The following is a 16,523-nucleotide window of genomic DNA, read 5'->3' on the forward strand; positions in this document are numbered from 1 at the left end:
TCGAGCACCGGCTCGATGAGCGGAGCTGGCCGTCACGCCGTGGTCGAGCTGGTGCTCGTCCCATCCGGAGAATATCGTGCTACTTTCGCACGTACAGATCTTCGTCAGAATAAGGACCCTCAGGCATGACCGAAAGCTCCCGCGTTTCCCTGTTTGCCGTGATAGCCGCCGCGCTGCTGGCCCTGGCACTGGCCTTCATGGCTGTCAGCATCAAGACCGGACTGCTGCAGTTCCGAGATTCCGACCGTGTGGTCAGCGTCAAGGGGCTGGCCGAGCGCACGGTGGAGGCCGATCTGGCGCTGTGGCCGATCAACTTCACGGTACTGGGGGACAGTCTCGATGTGCTGCAGAGTGATATCGACGCGCAGCAGGATCTGATCCGTTCCTACCTGCTGCTCAAGGGCTTTGCCGAGCAGGACCTGCAGCTGTCCATGCCCAAGATCACTGATCAGCACGCCAACCTCTACGGCAACAACCTGCCGCCCCAGCGCTATCGCGCCGAAGTGACAGTGCTGGTGCGCACCGGGGATATCCAGCGGGTCAAGGAAGGCATGCAGAGCGTCGGTGAGCTGGTCAAATCCGGTGTGGCGCTGACCCAGAGCTATGAACACCAGCCGCAGTTCCTCTTCACCCAGCTCAACGCCATCAAGCCGGAGATGATCGCTGAAGCCACCCGCGAGGCCCGGGCCGCCGCCGACCAGTTCGCCCGGGACGCCGGCGCCGAAGTTGGCAGCATCCGCCGCGCCAGCCAAGGGTATTTCAGTATCGAGGATGTGGACCAGTACACCCCCGAGACCAAGAAGGTACGGGTGGTAACCAGCGTGGACTACATCCTGCGCTGAGGCCCCAGCGGCTTCCCGGCATGCCTGAAAGCGGAGCGCCATCATCCAGCGCAATGATTTCGCCGTGAACGACCTGACATCGGTTCCCCCAGGTAATAGACTCGGGGGCTGGTTTTCGGGGGAGTTCAGGCATGACGTTGTTACCCTGGTCGCACGAGAGTTCGGCCGGATTCACCTTGCGCGGCTGGCATACGCCGCCCAGCGGCAAGCCGCTGCTGCATTTCATCCACGGTAATGGGTTCTGTACCCGCACCTACGAGCCCATGCTGGAAAAGCTGGCCGGCCACTTCGACCTCTGGCTGTGCGATATGCAGGGCCACGGCGACAGTGATCATGGGGGCGCCTTCAGGGGCTGGAACCAGAACGCCGAGCTGGCGGTGGAAGCCTTCGTGGCCGGCTGCCCGCGCTTCGGCAATGTGCCCAGGTACGCCTGCGGGCACAGCTTCGGCGGCGTCTTGACCAGTCTGTTCGTCTCCGCCCACCCGCAACTGTTCGAGCGCGCAGTACTGCTGGACCCGGTGCTCTTTCCCCGTCGTCTGATCCTGCTGCGCAATCTGCTCGGGCCGCTGCTGCGCAACCCCATGGCCGATGCGGCCCGGCGTCGGCGTACCCATTGGCAGGACGCCGAAGAGGCCTACGCCCGGTTGAACGGGCGGGGGATCTTCCGCGGCTGGGAGGAAGAGGCCATGCGTGCGCATGTCCTCCACGCCCTGCGCGAGGAGCCGGGGCAGGGCGTAACCCTCAAATGCCTGCCGGAGCGGGAAGCGGAAATCTTCGAGTCATCCCCCCATGGGCTCTGGCGCGCACTGTCGCGCATCGCTATTCCGGTGCGGCTGATCCATGGCGACCAGACCTACCCCTTCGTCCGCCAGTCCGCGCTGCAACTGGCCGGACGTAATCCCATGGTCACGGTCGAGTCGCTGCCGGGCGGGCATTGCTTCATGCAGGAGAACTCGGCGCTGGCGGCGGAAAGGGTGAGGGCATTTTTGCTGGAGGGGTGAGTTTGATTGCCACAACTTGCCCCCTCTCCCCAGCCCTCTCCCGCCAGGGGAGAGGGGCAATCTGGGTCAGAGGGTAACATCGGAACTGGCTGGCATAGCTCCCCTTTCCCCTCCGCGGGAGAGGGGATGGGGGAGAGGGGGAAGAGGGGAAAGGGCTCAGCTAGGAAGCCACCGCAATCACATCCCCATGATTCTCCGGTTCGATCAGCGCTCTGTGCAGTGCCACCACCGCCGCGTCGTAATCGGCTTCGTCGATGATGCATTGCATCTCCACCTGACGGATCGACTGGTGGATGGCCTGGATGCTGATGCCGGCCTCGGCCAGGGCGGCGACGGTGCGGGCGAGGATGCCCTTGACCTTCAGATCCGAACCGATCGCCGAGACGATGGCGATGTTGTGCAGGTTCACCTCGGCCATCGGGTAGCGTTCCTTGATCAGGCGCACGGCCCGGGTCAGGGCCTTGCGTGAGCCGGCGGTGTACCAGGTGATGCTGTTGGCATCGGAGTCCTTGTTCACCACATACAGCTTGAGTTGCTTGAGCAGGCTGCTGATCTCGATGTCGTAACCGACATCCCCGAGCATTTCCTGGTCGAAGACCTCCAGGCCGTAAACGTCCTTGCGCCCGGCGATGATCTCCACGCAGGGTTTTTCGCTGCAGTAGTTCTGGCTGATGGTGGTGCCGGCATGATCCGGCTCGAAGGCGTTCTTGATGCGCAACTGTATGCCGGCGCGGCGCAGGGTGCGGGCGGCGCGGGGGTGGATGGCTTCCATCCCCAGGTTGGACAGCTGGTCGGCCACATCGTAGTTGGTGCGGCCTATGGTGACCACCTTGTCCACCCCGACCTGATTCGGGTCGGCACTGGACAGATGGTACTCCTTGTGGATGATGGCCTCCCGCGCGCCGGTGCTGGCAGCGATCTGGGCGAAGGTGATCTCGCTGTAGCCGCGGTCGAAGGTCTTCATCTGGCCTTCGCTGCAGTGGGTGTAGCCGGTGCTGACCACCAGCTCCCGGGAAAAGTCGATACCGGCGAAGCTGTCGCTGATCATGTCGCGGAAGCTCTTGGGCTCCTGCAGATCCCAGCCGGTCAGGTCGACCAGACGGGCATTGACACCGGCCTGCTTGAGCGCCAGCACGGTGTTGAAGGCGCTGTGCGCCTCGCCCAGGGAGGCGAGCATCTCGCGCACCTTGAGCAGGTGCTCGTCCAGCTGGAAGTGGCCGTAGGAGCACAGTTTGCGCAGGTTGCGCATGCACTCGGCGGCATCGTCAATGCGCCCGCCGATAAAGCGGTCCGCGGCGTGACGCTCATATTCGGCGCTGAACAGTTCGGCGTTCTTGGCCAGCATGGCCGCACGCACCCGCTCCAGCGCCTCCAGCCAGGCGTCCTCGTTCTCGGCGTCGGCGAAGCGGGCATAGACGCCCGGCTCGCCGCTCTTCTTGTGCTCCAGCAACAGGTTGGTCATGCCGCCGTAGGCGGAAACCACGAAAATGCGGTTGTACAGCTCGCTGCCTCGGCGCTGTCCGGTGAAGATGGTGTTCAGTACTTCATCGAAGCGGCTCATGGAAGTGCCGCCGATTTTCTCTACTGTATGCATGATTGCCTTTCTTTCATCCGGTGAATTCATGGCGACTCGCGGTAGTGCTGCGGGCCGATGTCCAGGGGCTCGACGGGGCCGCGTTCGGCGACGAAGTCCGGTCTCGGCGGCATGCCATCGAAGGGTGCCTCTGGCCGGTTGTCGATGTGGTTGTAGACGAAGAACAGATTGCTCCGGGGGCTGGGGGCGATATTGCTGCCCGAGCCGTGGAGGGTGTTGCAGTCGAACAGCACTACGCTCCCGGCCGGCCCTGTCGCCTGCTCTATGCCGTAGCGCTCGACCAGCCGGGTCAGACTGTCCTCGTCGGGTATGCCGAACTCCTGACGGCGCAGGGATTGCTGATAGTGGTTCTCCGGGGTCTGCCCGACGCAGCTGATGAAGTGTCGGTGCGACCCGGGAATCAGCATCAGCGGCCCGTTCCAGGGGTGGTTGTCGGTCAGCAGGATGGAGCAGCTGATGGTGCGCATGCGCGGCAGTCCGTCCTCGGTGTGCCAGGTCTCGAAGTCGGAGTGCCAGTAGAACTCCTTGCCCTTGAAGCCCGGTTTCAGGTTGAGGCGGGACTGGTGCACATAGATATCGCCATCCAGCAGGTGGCGTACCAGTCCGGCGGTGCGCTCATCCCGGGCGACCCGAGCGAACAGCGGGTTGTCCCGGTGGATGGCGAATACCGAGCGCAGGGCACCACTGTCCGGTTCGCGGATGGCGGTGGGGGCTTCGAGCACCTTCGGGTCCTTGCTCATGCGCTGGAGTTCGGCCTTGAACACGGCGACCTCCTCGGCACTGAACAGGTTCTCGATGACCAGGAAGCCGTCGCGCTCGAAGCGCGACAGCTGCTGCTCGGTCAGGGGTGAATCTGGGGCATCCTTGCGCCAGGCGATGCGGTCCAGTCGGTCCTGCCAGCGGGGATGGTTGTGCTGGCGTGACGGATAAAGGTCAGCTTGCACGACAGACATTGCTTCTCCTATGCCGGTTCGGCGCTCAGGTCGGCGGGGTAGACGCCGTTCTCGTCGTGGACTTCACGACCGGTGAGCGGCGGGTTGAATACGCAGGCCATCTTCATGTCCTCGGTACCGCCCCGCAGCAGGTGCTCGTCGTGCTGGTCGAGGATGTACAGGGTACCGGGCTCGATCTTGTAGACCTTGCCGTCGGCAATGGTCTCGATCTCGCCGTTGCCACTCATGCAGTACACCGACTCCAGATGGTTCTGGTAGTGGATGTGGGTCTCGGTGCCCGCGTAGATGGTGGTGATGTTGAAGGAGAAGCCCATGCGGTCCTCCTTCAGGATCATCCGGGTGCTGTCCCAGGTTTCGGTTACAACCTTGCGCTCGGATGCTTCGCAGTCTTTCAGGGTACGTACGATCATGTTCTGTCTTTTCCTCAGGATGCTTTGTTCTGAACTTCGGCCGCCATGACCTTGGCGAAGGCGGCGTCGAGAATGTCCATGGCCTTGTGGATCTGCTCCTCGCTGATGATCAGCGGGCACAGGCACTTGACCACCTGGCTGTGGTTGCCGCTGGTCTCGATGACCAGACCGCGCTCGAAGGCCTCGGCGCAGATGGCGGCGGCGGTGTCACCGTCCGGGCAGCTGATGCCTACCATCATTCCGCGACCCTTGACGAACAGGGAGTCGGGACCATGGCGGCGGACGATCTTCTGCATGCGCTCGCGGATCAGCGCGCCCTTGGCCTTGACGCTGTCGGCGAATTCGCTGCTGGTCCAGAAATGTTCCAGCGCGGCGGTAGCGGTGACAAAGGCGTGGTTGTTGCCACGGAATGTGCCGTTGTGTTCACCCGGTTCCCACTGGTCCAGCTCCCGGCGCAGGACCACCACGGCAAAGGGCAGACCGAAGCCGCTGAGGGACTTGGAAAGGGTGATGATGTCGGGCTTGATGCCCATTTCCTCGAAGCTGAAGAAAGTGCCGGTACGGCCGCAGCCGGCCTGGATGTCATCGACGATCAGCAGCATGTCGTGCTTGCGGCACAGCTTCTCCAGCTTGCGCATCCAGTCAGCGGAAGCGGTGTTCAGGCCGCCTTCGCCCTGGACGACTTCTACGATGACCGCGGCGGGCTTGTCCACGCCGCTGCTCGGGTCGCTGAGCAGCTTGTCCATCATCGAGATGGTGTTGACCTTGTCGCCGAAGTAGTTGGCATAGGGCATACGGCTGACGTCGGTCAGGGGCACGCCGGCGGCACCACGGTGATGCTGGTTGCCGGTGGCCGCCAGGGCGCCGATGGAGCAGCCGTGGAACCCGTTGGTGAAGCTGATGATATTGCTGCGCCCGGTGACCTTGCGCGCCAGTTTCAGCGCCGCTTCCACCGAGTTGGCACCGGTCGGGCCGGTGAACTGCACCACATGATTGCCCAGCCCGCGTGGCTCCAGGATCACCCGATGGAAGGTCTCGAGAAAGCGCTCCTTGGCTTCGGAGTACATGTCCAGACCATGGGTCAGGCCATCGCTGTGCAGATACTCGATCAGCGCCTGCTTGATGATCGGGTGGTTGTGCCCGTAGTTGAGGGTGCCGGCACCGGCGAGGAAGTCGATATAGGTCTTGCCTTCGGTGGTGACCAGCTCGGCGCCACGCGCCTGCTTGAATATCACCGGGAAGGAACGGCAGTAGCTGCGAATACCGGACTCGTGTTGTTCAAACTGTTCGAAGGTGTTCATGCAGACTCCTGGGTTTTATCGGAAAGTGTGGAAAGTGCAGAGGGGGAAAAGGGGCCGGCGCGGTACAGCACCTCGTCATCGTGCTGGCCATCGAAATGCTCGGCGCGGCTGAAGAGCACCCGGGTCTCGGCTTGAACATCGAGGGTGCTGAAGGCCCTGGCGAACAGCGCCTCGGAGGCGGTATTGCCGGGGGAGATGGTAGTCTCCAGCCAGCGCACGCCATCGGCGGCGCAGCGCCTGATCAGTGCAAGCAGCATGTTCAGTGCCAGGCCCTGACCGCGCATGCGGCTGTCAACGGCGACCTGCCAGACAAACAGGGTGTCGGGACGCGAGGGTGGTCGGTAGCCGGAAATGAAGCCGACCAGCTCACCTTGGCTGTCTTCGGCAGCGATACCGGTGGCCGAAAAGTCGGAGCATTGGAGGAGGTTGCAGTAGACGGAATTGGTATCCAGAGGCGGGCAGCGCTTGACCAGCTGGTTCAGAGCGTATCCATCGGTCGCACGCGGCCTGCGTAGCGAATAAGACTTGGAAGACATGAAATTAATGTTTACTTGTAAATTCATTTTTATGGTAAACACATCTGAAAAACGATCACAACCCTTGATTGTTGTGACTTGTGACCCTGTTCCTCTCGTGTTCACATATTTACAGCTGTTAAGTATTCGTCGTTGAGTTTGCTGTGACCCTTGCCCTGCATGGGTTGTGGGAGGTGCCTAGACCTTTTTTGTGACTGCGGGAAACTGGAATGATTCGACAAAAAAATATTTTTCCATCGGCCCGCCTTCCGGGCGGTTCGGCCCGGCAAACTGGTTTATGCTGGAGGTCAAACAGGCAGGGCCGAGGGTTCATACATGGTGATATCGCGACGCTCCCGCAAGGAGGACGCATCAGCCTGGACGGTGGGGGACAGCCGCAGCGTCTATGGCATCCGGCACTGGGGGGCGGGTTACTTCAACGTGAACGAGCAGGGCAATGTCGAGGTGCGGCCACGGTCGGACCTGGCGCCAAGCATCGATCTGCACGAACTGGTCGGCCAGCTGCGCGAGAGTGGTCTTGACCTGCCGTTGCTGCTGCGCTTTCCCGACATACTGCAGGACCGGGTGCGCCAGCTGACCTCGGCCTTCGATCGCAGCATTGCCGAACTGGACTACCAGAGTCGTTACACCGCGCTGTATCCGATCAAGGTCAATCAGCAGGAGGCAGTGGTCAAGAACATCATTGCCACCGAGGACGTGGCCATCGGTCTGGAAGCCGGCTCCAAGCCGGAGTTGATGGCGGTGCTGGCACTGGCCCCCAAGGGCGGCACCATCGTCTGCAACGGCTACAAGGACAGGGAGTTCATTCGCCTGGCACTGCTGGGGCAGAAGCTCGGGCATAACGTTTTCATCGTGATCGAAAAGGAGTCCGAGGTCGATCTGGTGATCGAGGAGGCTGCCAGCCTGCAGCTGACGCCGCAGGTCGGCCTGCGGGTGCGGCTGTCGTCGCTGGCGTCGAGCAAATGGGCCGATACCGGCGGCGAGAAGTCCAAGTTCGGCCTGTCCGCCGCACAGCTGCTGCGGGTGGTCGATCAGTTCCGTCAGGCCGGCCTGGAGGCCGGGGTACGGCTGCTGCATTTTCACATGGGCTCGCAGATCGCCAACCTGGCGGACTACCAGCACGGCTTCCGTGAGGCCATCCGCTATTTCGGCGAGCTGCGTGCCCTCGGCCTGCCGGTCGACCATATCGATGTCGGCGGCGGCCTGGGGGTGGACTACGACGGCACTCACTCGCGCAACGCCAGCTCCATCAACTACGACATCGGCGAATATGCCCGTACCGTGGTGCTGATGCTCAAGGAATTCTGCGAGGAACAGGGGCTGCCGCATCCGCACATCTTTTCCGAGAGCGGGCGGGCACTGACTGCGCATCACGCGGTGCTGGTGGTTCAGGTAACCGACGTGGAGCGGCACAATGCGGCCATCCCGCTGATCGACAATGTGGAGGAACTGCCCCAGGCGCTGCAGGCTCTGGTCGGGCTGCTCGGGCAGACCGACATCGAGATGGTCACCGAGACATACTGGCGCGCAACCCACTACATGACCGACGTTGCGGGCCAGTATGCGGCCGGCAAGCTGAGTCTGTCGGAGAAGGCGCTGGCCGAGCAGTGCTATTTCGCCCTGTGCAACCGTCTGTATTCCCTGCTCAAGGCGCGTCAGCGCTCCCACCGCCAGGTGCTCGACGAGCTGAATGACAAGATGGCGGACAAGTACATCTGCAACTTCTCGGTGTTCCAGAGCCTGCCCGATACCTGGGCCATCGATCAGGTGCTGCCGATAGTGCCGCTGAACCGGCTGGACGAGGAACCCCTGCGCCGGGCCGTATTGCAGGACCTGACCTGTGACTCGGACGGCAAGATCCGCCATTACGTCGACGAGCAGAGCATCGAGAGCAGCCTGCCGGTGCACGAACTGCGCGAGGGCGAGGATTATCTGCTGGGCATCTTCATGGTCGGCGCCTACCAGGAAATCCTCGGTGACATGCACAACCTGTTCGGCGATACCGACTCGGTCAACGTATACCAGCTGGACGATGGCCGGGTCGTGCACGGCGGGGTGGAGACCCACGACACCATCGAGGACATGCTGCGCTATGTCCACTTCGAGCCGGACGAGCTGGTCGCCCGCTACCGGGACAAGGTCGCCGGCGCGCGCCTGAGCCCGGCTGAGCGGGCCAGGTACCTGGACATGCTGCGCCTGGGTCTGACCCGATCGTCCTACCTGACCGCCGAGTAACCGGGGTGTAGCGCCGACCCGAGGCGCTCGCCGGTCCCGGGAGGGACGAGCACCAGCTCGTCCGCTGCGTTACCGGCAAGTCCGTCCATCGAGCTAGTGCTCGACGTTCCCAGGGGGGCGCGGCCTCCGGGGTGTAGCGCACCTGCGCTACGCCTTTGTTGGCTGATCGTGCAAAGCATGTTGGCGAGTCCGATCGCGGCCCGGGGTGCTCGCCAACCCGTGATACTTGCCGATTCGGCCCCGGGAGGGACGAGCACCAGCTCGTCCACAGCGCCCGCTCAGAACCCCTCCACTCCCGCGTCCGCAAGTTGCCGGCGCAGTCGGTTCACCTCCGGATGCCCGAAGAAGGCCACCAGCTGCCGCGCCCGGGTCGGGCCTATGCCGGGTTGCTCTTGCCATTGGTCGACACTGCGCGCCGCCAGCCTATCCCAGTCCCGGGGCAACCCGGCTCCGCCGGTGGCGGGCATGCCCAGCGCCTGCAGCCAGCGGCTGAAACTGCGCTGGTGCGCGGGTTTCAGCTGTTCCGCCAGCCGACTGCCGCAGTCGCTCGGCAGCCTCTTGGCTTCCAGCCAGTCCAGCAGCCCGTCCAGCGCACCCGCATCGACCAGGCAAGCCCAGCTGCCCGGGCCGACACCGGGCAGATCCAGTCCGCGAGCGTCGCTCAGCCAGCTCAGCCGGGCGAGAAACTGCTCACGGCAGCCTTCGCTCAGCGTCCAGCAACTGAGGGGGTGGTAGCGTGCCGGGTCCGGGGTGGTCGGTGGCGTGCGACTGTCGCTGCGGCTGATTACCTGCTGCAACTGCGGGATGGCCTGACTGGATAACCGGATGGACACCAGATCCCCCGGCAGCACATCCAGATCCTGCCAGCGCCGCAGGGAACCGAGGCTGGCGCGACTGATGCGGCGGTCATCCAATTGAATCGGCTCCAGTTCGAGTACCGGTGTGATGCGCCCGCTGCGACCGATGCTGAAGCTGACCGCCTCGACCCGGGTCAGCGCCGAGCGAGCGGGGTGTTTCCAGGCGGTGGCCCAGTGCGGCGGCGCGGCGCGCCACTGGTTGGCGGCGGGGCGACTGCTCTGGCGCAACACCACACCATCGGTGGCGAAGGGCAGAGGCTGGGTGTACCAGCGCTGGCGCTGGGTCTCGGCGCTGGCAAGGTTGTCGAACGCCAGTGTGTAGGTCGCGGTATCCAGACCGGCGGCGCTCATCTGCGCAAGACGCTCCTGCATGGTGGCGGGGCCGTCAGGCCAGTCCCAGACGAAGAGACCGATACCGGGCAGGTCCCGATCGTCGATCCGCTGGCGGTTCATCAATCCGGCAATCCGCGCCCGGGCACCCGCACCGCCGTCCCGGGCCTGGACATGCTGCTCCAGCCGCCAGTAAAGCTCACCCTGGAGCACCACCTGCTGCGCTGACGGCCAGCGTTGCGGGACGGCGGGTATGCGCCGGGCGTGGGCGGTCCAGTCCTGCCCCGAGACTCCGTCACCGCGACTGATGGCCCGCTGCAGCCGCCCATCGCGGTAGTGCAGGGTAATGGCAACCCCATCCACCTTGGGCTGGATCCATAGTTGCTGCTGCCGGCGTGCCTGTATCCATTGCCGCGCCTGATCTGCGGTGTGGATCTTGTTCAGCCCGGTCTGGGCAACGGGGTGCGGCAGGGTGCCGCCAGTCGGTCGGTATTCGCTCACAGTAACGGAATGGCACTGCTGCCAGCGCTGCAGGCGCAGCCGCGCCTGATCGTAGATGTCGTCGCTGACCGGGGACTCGCCCCGTTCGTGATAGGCCTGGTCCCACTGCCGGATCTGATCGGCGAGGCGGGTCATTTCCGTGTGGGTGCCTGTTTCGGTTTCGGGGCAGCTGGCGCGGGCCATCGCAGTAGCCAGGCACAGCGTGATGAGGATCCATGGGCGCATGCTGCAGCCTCCCTGCTTGAGGTCAGCGGGCACTGTGGTCAGCAGGGGAAGGCCGGGCAAGTGGCCGAGACCGGAACTGTGGCGCAGGTGGCAGATGGCGGAGGCAGGATGTGAACTGGATCCGGGAGGGACGGGCATCGGCTCGTCCGGGAGTTGCCGGGGACTGTCATCGAGCTGGTGCTCGACGTTCCCGGGAGGACGGCGTTTCCGGGCGGGCAGGAGTGTGGGGGCGCTGTGCTGGGAGGGACGAGCACCAGCTCGTCCGCTGTGCTGCCGGCGAGTCCCTCCATCGAGTCCGATCGCGGCCCGTGGGCTCGACGTTCCCAGGGGGGCTCGACATTCCCGGGGAGGGCGCACCCCGGGGTGTAGCGCACCTGCGCTACGCCTGCGGTCTGGCTCAGGCCGTCGCGGGTTGCCGTCCGGCCAGCAGCCGCAGTATGGCGTTGAGCACTATGCCGTACAGGGGCACGAACAGCATGATGCAGACCACTACCTTGGTGGCGTAATCGACGCTGGCGATTTCCACCCAGTTGGCGGCCATGAATTCGTCGTTGCTGCGCCAGAAGGCCACCGAGAAGAACACGAAGGTATCCAGCAGGTTGCCGAGGATCATCGAGGCGCTGGGTGCTACCCACCAGTGTTTCAGTCGACGCAGGCGGTCGAATACCTGGATGTCCAGCAGCTGGCCGCAGACGTAGGCCATGAAGCTGGCCAGGGAAATGCGCAGCACGAAGCTGTTGAACTCGCCGAGGGCTTCAAAACCGCGGAAGGTGCCCTGCTGGAAGAGTACCGATACCACATAGGATACCAGCAGTGCCGGCAGCATCACCCGGGCGATGACCCGGCGAGCGGTCTGTTTGCCGAGCAGGCGTACGGTCAGGTCGCTGGCCAGAAAGATAAAGGGAAAGCTGAAGGCACCCCAGGTGGTATGGAAGCCGAACAGGGTAAAGGGCAGCTGAACCAGATAGTTGCTGGCGATGATGATGAGAACGTGGAAGCCGATCAGCCACGCCAGGGCATGGCGCAGGCGCGCGGGGGAAGTTGCAGTCATGTATCACCTTTTTGATGGATGGGGTTAGGGAACCCATGCCGCCGGGATTGGCGACGGCGCGTACTATACCGTTTTGAGGTGAGTGAGGCCAGTACGGTTGGTCAACGAGTTGGTCAACGAATGGTGGGAGCTGGACGGGCTGGTGATCCTCCTTCCGGATTGGGGCCGGCGAGTGTTCCTCGCCGGCGTCGCATATTCAGTAATGCCGGCGCAGGAAAGCCAGCAGCCGGGCATTCACCTCCTCGGGCTTCTGGCTCTGCACCCAGTGGCCGCAACGCTCGATGATGTGCTGCTCGACCCGGGGGACCACCTGGGGCATGCGTTCGATGGTGAAGCTCTCCAGTTTGCCGACCGGGTCGCGGTCGCCGATGATGAACTGGGCCGGTTGCAGCACCTGTTTGCCAGCCAGATCGGCGGTGCGCTCCCAGTTGCGCTCATAGTTGCGATACCAGTTGATCGGCCCGTGGAAGCCGTTGTCGAGGTAGGTTTCCACATACACGTCAAAGGCCTCCGGCGGGCACCAGGCCGGCGGCTCGCCGGGGTCGGTGTAGTCATCCAGCCAGCGCGAGTCAGCCGGTTTTTCGGATATCAGGCCGTTGCCGGAGTTGGGGCGGCCGTGCATCAGGATGCGTAGGGTGCGGGGGATATCCGCTTCCAGCTCGGCCTCGGCCGGCCCCGGTTCCTGAAAGTAGAGGATGTACAGGAACTTGTCCTTGAAGCGCTCGCGCATCATGTCGATGATCGGCCGCTTGGGCCGCCCGCCGAAGGGAACCGACATGCCGCTGACCACCTTGACCCGTTCGGGTTCCAGCAGCGCCAGATACCAGGCGATGTTGGCGCCCCAGTCATGTCCCACCATGGCGACCTGCTGATGGCCGAAGTGATCCATGGCGCGCTGGATGTCGGCGCAGATGGTGAGGATGTCATAGGCCTCAATGGCGGCAGGAGCGCTGCTGCGCCCATACCCACGCATTTCCGGTGCGAAGGCGCGGTAGCCCGCATCGGCCAGCGCCTGCATCTGGTGTCGCCAGGAATACCAGCACTCGGGAAAACCGTGCAGCAGCCAGACCGGCTGGCCATCCTCGGGTCCTGCGACATGTACGCTGAGCTGGATATCGTTCACATCCAGAATGTGCTGTTCGCTTCGTAGCATGAGAAGTGCCCCTTGTAGTTTTGCCTACTATGACAAATCGGCACCGTTCTGGCTTGCCCCATTGACCGTATGGATACCCGGCGACCGCCGCGACTTATCACGCCATTTTCTGTGGAAGCCTGACTGATCTGCACTATGCTGATAGCACATTGCCCTGATGGGGACGGGCAGGGTGTCTGGGGGAACGATGCGAAAGCAGCGCAAGGGATTACCTATTCAATGGCTGATCGCTGGGGCCATTGTCGTGTGTGTGCTGGCCATGTTGTCGATAGTGATGGTGCAAGGCTACCGGGGCGGCACGGCAGCACTGGTTGCGGCGGCAAACGACTCGGCGCGCCAGTTGGCCATGGTGCTCAACGAGCGGGCGCGGCGTCTGACCCTGCCGGCCCAGAGTGTGATCCGGGTTCTGGCCCATGACCGCATCGCCGCCGCCGACAGCCTGGAGGAGCGTTTTGCCCAGTTGCCGGCTCTGGCCGAGACACTCAGCGGCAACCCCATGCTCAGCGCCGTGTATGTCGGTTACGACACGGGCGAGTTCCTCCTGCTGCGTCCCCTTAAATCGGGCACGCCCCGGATTGCCGCAGCGCCGGATGATGCGACCTACCTGCTGCAGAGTGTTGCCTTCGATGAGCGCGGCTCGCTGCGCGGGCGCTGGCTGTTTCTGGGCGAGGATCTGCAGATGGTCGGCGAGCGCAGTACCCCCGATTACTGGTTCGATCCGCGCCAGCGCCCCTGGTATCAGGAGGCTGAAGAGTCGGGGCGCGTCGTCATGACTCACCCCTATGTATTCTTCACCACCGGCGAGGTAGGGGTCAGCCTGGCGGTGCGCAGCCAGGCAGGTGATGCGGTGATCGGCATGGACGCGGCGGTGGATGATCTGGCGGCGGAAATGCGCGATCTGCGTCTGACCAGCAGTACTGAACTGGCGATCGTGGATGCCGAGGTGGGCGTCATCGCCTATCCCGACCCGGAGCGGCTGATCAGGGGGGAGGGGGCCGGCTTCCGTCTGGCCAGCCTGGAAGAACTGGGTGTGGCACCTCTGCTGGAACTGCAGCACTGGTCGTCCGACAGCAGGCCGACGCCGTTTTCGGTGAATGGGGAGATCTGGTACGGCCTCAACCTGCCGCTGCGCGGATTCGAACAGACCGACGCGCGCATCCTGATTGCCATTCCGGCCTGGGAGCTGCTGCGCGAGGCCCGGGCGCTGCTGCGGCATCAGATCGTATGGGCCGCTGGCCTTGTGCTGGCAGTGCTGATGCTCGGATGGGTGCTGGGACTGCGGCTGGGACGGTCGATCCGCCAGTTGGCCGGCTGGGTCGAGGCGTTGGCGGATTTCCGATTCTCCGCCACACCGCCGATGCGTTCCTATGTTCGGGAAGTCAATGAACTGCAGCTGGCGACTTCCCACATGCTCAGGGCGATCACGCATTTTCAGGCGATTACTTCCTGTCTCAGTCACGAGATGCAATTGGAACGCATGCTGCCGGTGGTGCTGGAGCATCTGGTCAAGGCGGTGGATGGCGAGGGTGGTGTGGTCTACCTGTGTGATGAGGATAACGATCTGCTGGAGCTGGCTGCCGTCTATGGAGACGAGCGGTATCGCAAGCGGTTCACCTTGTCCGAGTCCCTGCCTGGGGAGGTCTATGCGGCACTGGACGCGGTACGGGAGCGTTACCCCGGGTTCGAGCTGTTGCCCTTGCATGATCGCAAAAGCACCCTGCTCGGGGTGCTGGCGATCAAGCGGGCGGAGCAGACCGATGCCAATGTGCAGCCGTACCTGCAACGCTTCCTGCAGAGCCTGTCCGGAACCCTGGCGGTGGCCATCGAGACCCGTCAGCTGTTCGAACAGCAGCAGGCCCTGCTGGAGGCAATCATCAAGGTGCTGGCCCACGCGGTGGACGCCAAATCACCCTACACCGGCGGCCACTGCGAGCGGGTGCCGGAGCTGGCGGAGATGCTGTTGCAGCAGGCGGCGACGGTCAGTAGTGGCCCGTTGCGTGATTACCAGCCGGACGAGGAGGAGCGCTACGCCTTCCGTATCGCGGCCTGGTTGCATGATTGCGGCAAGATCACCAGCCCCGAATATGTGGTGGACAAGGCAACCAAGCTGGAAACCCTGTACAACCGCATCCACGAGATCCGCACCCGCTTCGAGGTACTGCACCGGGATGCCCAGCTGGCCTACTGGCAGGGTCGCTGCGCCGGGGAGGATGAGGCTGCGCTGGCCGCAGCGCTGAATGAACGCCTGGCCCAGCTGCAGCGCGATTTCGAACTGGTAGCCACCGCCAATATCGGCTCCGAGGCCATGTCCGAGGACTATGTTCAGAAACTGGAAGAGATTGCCCGGCAGACCTGGAAGCGGCACTTCGATGACCGGCTGGGCCTGTCGGCGGAGGAGCTGGCGCGTCTGGAATCGGTGCCCGAGCGTCCGCTTCCGGCCACCGAACAACTGCTGGCGGACCGCCCCGAACATCGGATTCCCTGGGGCGAGCGCCGCCCGCCGGTCGAAGCGGATGACCCGCGCAACCGCTGGGGCTTCGACATGACACTGCCGGAGTACGCCCATCACTTCGGCGAACTGCACAACCTGACGGTGCGCAGGGGCACGCTGACGCCGGAGGAAAGGTTCAAGGTCAACGAGCACATAGTCCATACCCTGGTGATGCTCAGTACCCTGCCGTTCCCCCGGTCCCTGCAGCAGGTGCCGGATATCGCGGCCAACCACCACGAGAAGCTCAACGGGGGAGGCTACCCCCGGCGTCTTGCCGCAGAGCAGCTGAGTGTGCCGGCGCGCATCATGGCCATCGCCGATATCTTCGAGGCGCTGACCGCCGCCGATCGCCCCTACAAGGCGCCCAAGACACTGTCGGAATCCATCCGGATCATGGTGCGCATGGCCCGCGAGCAGCACATCGACGCCGAGCTGCTGGCCCTGTTCCTGTCATCCGGTGTCTACCTGACGTACGCGCACAAGTATCTGCATCCGGAGCAGCTGGATGAGGTCGATGTGCCGGGGTATCTGGAAGAGCTGCGGCAGGCGAGGGCGCTGCAGGACGGTTGAGTATCAGTGGCCGGCAGCCAGGTGAAACTGGCCGCCTTCGGCCTCCAGCGGCCCCAGGCAGGATTCGCAGAAGGCCAGATCGGCAAGCAGTTGCGGGTGTCTGGCCCCGGTCAGCTCCCGCGGGCGGTTGCGCTGCAGATAAGCGCTCAGCGCCTCCAGGGTGGTCATGCCGGTGCTGGCCGGAAACCAGGCCATATCCTCGATACCCCAGGCCAGCCCGGTTTCACCGTCGGGAATCAGCGGGCCGCGTTCCTCCGCCGGCAGCAGTCGGCTGGCCTCGGCAAACTCCAGCGCCGTGGGATCGACAAAGCGACTCAGAGGGGTGACGCCCAGGGTGCGGCACAGTGCGTCCAGACCGTTCAGATGTTCGGTAAGCTGCTCCAGTGCAGTGCTGTGCAACTGGAAATGACGCTGTTCCAGCGTGGCGAGTCGCAGGGCGGACAAGTGGCTCTCCATGGGCAGACGATGGGACA

General features: G+C 63.8%; 13 protein-coding genes. 4 read left to right on the forward strand and 9 right to left on the reverse strand.

Annotation, left to right across the window (positions count from 1 at the left end; translation table 11 throughout):
• Positions 1-125 precede the first annotated feature (125 nt).
• Together VF673_RS08240 and VF673_RS08245 are read left to right on the forward strand one after the other, a co-directional pair.
• Complete coding sequence (locus VF673_RS08240) at positions 126-842, forward strand: SIMPL domain-containing protein (protein ID WP_440291574.1); 717 nt, start codon at positions 126-128, stop codon at positions 840-842.
• Positions 843-973: 131 nt separating this feature from the next.
• Positions 974-1,843 carry an alpha/beta fold hydrolase gene (locus tag VF673_RS08245; RefSeq protein WP_090541182.1) on the forward strand — a complete coding sequence of 290 codons (870 nt, stop codon included), beginning with the start codon at positions 974-976 and terminating at the stop codon, positions 1,841-1,843.
• A gap of 160 nt (positions 1,844-2,003) precedes the next feature.
• On the opposite strand, the gene VF673_RS08250 is transcribed toward VF673_RS08245, so the two are convergent.
• Genes VF673_RS08250 through ectA form a run of 5 tightly spaced genes read right to left on the reverse strand, consistent with a single transcriptional unit; the run spans position 2,004 to position 6,637 of the window.
• The gene (locus tag VF673_RS08250) at positions 2,004-3,437 is read right to left on the reverse strand and encodes an aspartate kinase (protein ID WP_090541181.1); all 1,434 of its coding nucleotides are present in this window, start codon (positions 3,435-3,437) and stop codon (positions 2,004-2,006) included.
• A 26-nt stretch (positions 3,438-3,463) separates the two neighbouring features.
• Positions 3,464-4,390, reverse strand: coding sequence for an ectoine hydroxylase (thpD, locus tag VF673_RS08255; RefSeq protein ID WP_440291575.1), 927 nt, complete (start codon positions 4,388-4,390; stop codon positions 3,464-3,466).
• An 8-nt stretch (positions 4,391-4,398) separates the two neighbouring features.
• On the reverse strand, positions 4,399-4,800 hold the full coding sequence (locus VF673_RS08260) for an ectoine synthase (RefSeq protein ID WP_090541179.1): 402 nt from the start codon (positions 4,798-4,800) through the stop codon (positions 4,399-4,401).
• Between the two features lie 14 nt (positions 4,801-4,814).
• Complete coding sequence (ectB, locus tag VF673_RS08265) at positions 4,815-6,101, reverse strand: diaminobutyrate--2-oxoglutarate transaminase (RefSeq protein WP_440291576.1); 1,287 nt, start codon at positions 6,099-6,101, stop codon at positions 4,815-4,817.
• On the reverse strand, positions 6,098-6,637 hold the full coding sequence (gene ectA / locus VF673_RS08270; protein ID WP_440291577.1) for a diaminobutyrate acetyltransferase: 540 nt from the start codon (positions 6,635-6,637) through the stop codon (positions 6,098-6,100). The genes ectB and ectA overlap by 4 nt, the downstream gene beginning before the upstream one ends.
• 318 nt (positions 6,638-6,955) lie before the next feature.
• Here ectA and speA point away from each other — a divergent pair, with 318 nt between their 5' ends.
• Positions 6,956-8,872 (forward strand): arginine decarboxylase, encoded by a 1,917-nt coding sequence (speA, locus tag VF673_RS08275; RefSeq protein ID WP_440291743.1) that lies wholly within the window; start codon positions 6,956-6,958, stop codon positions 8,870-8,872.
• Positions 8,873-9,150: 278 nt separating this feature from the next.
• Here the strand turns inward: speA and ligB are convergent, their stop codons facing one another.
• The 3 genes from ligB to VF673_RS08290 form a co-directional block, all read right to left on the reverse strand.
• Positions 9,151-10,785, reverse strand: coding sequence for an NAD-dependent DNA ligase LigB (gene ligB, locus VF673_RS08280; protein WP_440291578.1), 1,635 nt, complete (start codon positions 10,783-10,785; stop codon positions 9,151-9,153).
• 397 nt (positions 10,786-11,182) lie between these two features.
• A complete protein-coding gene (locus tag VF673_RS08285; RefSeq protein WP_440291579.1) occupies positions 11,183-11,836 on the reverse strand; it encodes a 7-cyano-7-deazaguanine/7-aminomethyl-7-deazaguanine transporter in 654 nt (217 codons plus the stop codon).
• Between the two features lie 196 nt (positions 11,837-12,032).
• Positions 12,033-12,989, reverse strand: a complete 957-nt coding sequence (locus VF673_RS08290; protein ID WP_440291580.1) for an alpha/beta fold hydrolase — start codon at positions 12,987-12,989, stop codon at positions 12,033-12,035.
• A 187-nt stretch (positions 12,990-13,176) separates the two neighbouring features.
• Between VF673_RS08290 and VF673_RS08295 the strand changes: the two genes are divergently transcribed.
• Positions 13,177-16,050, forward strand: coding sequence for an HD domain-containing phosphohydrolase (locus tag VF673_RS08295; RefSeq protein ID WP_440291581.1), 2,874 nt, complete (start codon positions 13,177-13,179; stop codon positions 16,048-16,050).
• A 3-nt stretch (positions 16,051-16,053) separates the two neighbouring features.
• Here the strand turns inward: VF673_RS08295 and VF673_RS08300 are convergent, their stop codons facing one another.
• A complete protein-coding gene (locus VF673_RS08300; protein WP_090537704.1) occupies positions 16,054-16,494 on the reverse strand; it encodes a hypothetical protein in 441 nt (146 codons plus the stop codon).
• Positions 16,495-16,523 lie beyond the last annotated feature (29 nt).

Source organism: Halopseudomonas sp. Lyrl_26 (genome assembly GCF_051948695.1).
GTDB classification, from domain to species: Bacteria; Pseudomonadota; Gammaproteobacteria; order Pseudomonadales; family Pseudomonadaceae; genus Halopseudomonas; species Halopseudomonas formosensis.

Excerpts from the sequence above, each read along its gene's own strand:
- VF673_RS08240 (WP_440291574.1), top strand. The coding sequence starts at position 126 with ATGACCGAAAGCTCCCGCGTTTCCCTGTTTGCCGTGATAGCCGCCGCG.
- VF673_RS08290 (WP_440291580.1), bottom strand. The coding sequence starts at position 12,989 with ATGCTACGAAGCGAACAGCACATTCTGGATGTGAACGATATCCAGCTC.
- VF673_RS08260 (WP_090541179.1), bottom strand. The coding sequence starts at position 4,800 with ATGATCGTACGTACCCTGAAAGACTGCGAAGCATCCGAGCGCAAGGTT.
- ectA (WP_440291577.1), bottom strand. The coding sequence starts at position 6,637 with ATGTCTTCCAAGTCTTATTCGCTACGCAGGCCGCGTGCGACCGATGGA.
- VF673_RS08250 (WP_090541181.1), bottom strand. The coding sequence starts at position 3,437 with ATGCATACAGTAGAGAAAATCGGCGGCACTTCCATGAGCCGCTTCGAT.
- thpD (WP_440291575.1), bottom strand. The coding sequence starts at position 4,390 with ATGTCTGTCGTGCAAGCTGACCTTTATCCGTCACGCCAGCACAACCAT.
- VF673_RS08285 (WP_440291579.1), bottom strand. The coding sequence starts at position 11,836 with ATGACTGCAACTTCCCCCGCGCGCCTGCGCCATGCCCTGGCGTGGCTG.
- ectB (WP_440291576.1), bottom strand. The coding sequence starts at position 6,101 with ATGAACACCTTCGAACAGTTTGAACAACACGAGTCCGGTATTCGCAGC.
- ligB (WP_440291578.1), bottom strand. The coding sequence starts at position 10,785 with ATGCGCCCATGGATCCTCATCACGCTGTGCCTGGCTACTGCGATGGCC.
- VF673_RS08295 (WP_440291581.1), top strand. The coding sequence starts at position 13,177 with ATGCGAAAGCAGCGCAAGGGATTACCTATTCAATGGCTGATCGCTGGG.
- VF673_RS08245 (WP_090541182.1), top strand. The coding sequence starts at position 974 with ATGACGTTGTTACCCTGGTCGCACGAGAGTTCGGCCGGATTCACCTTG.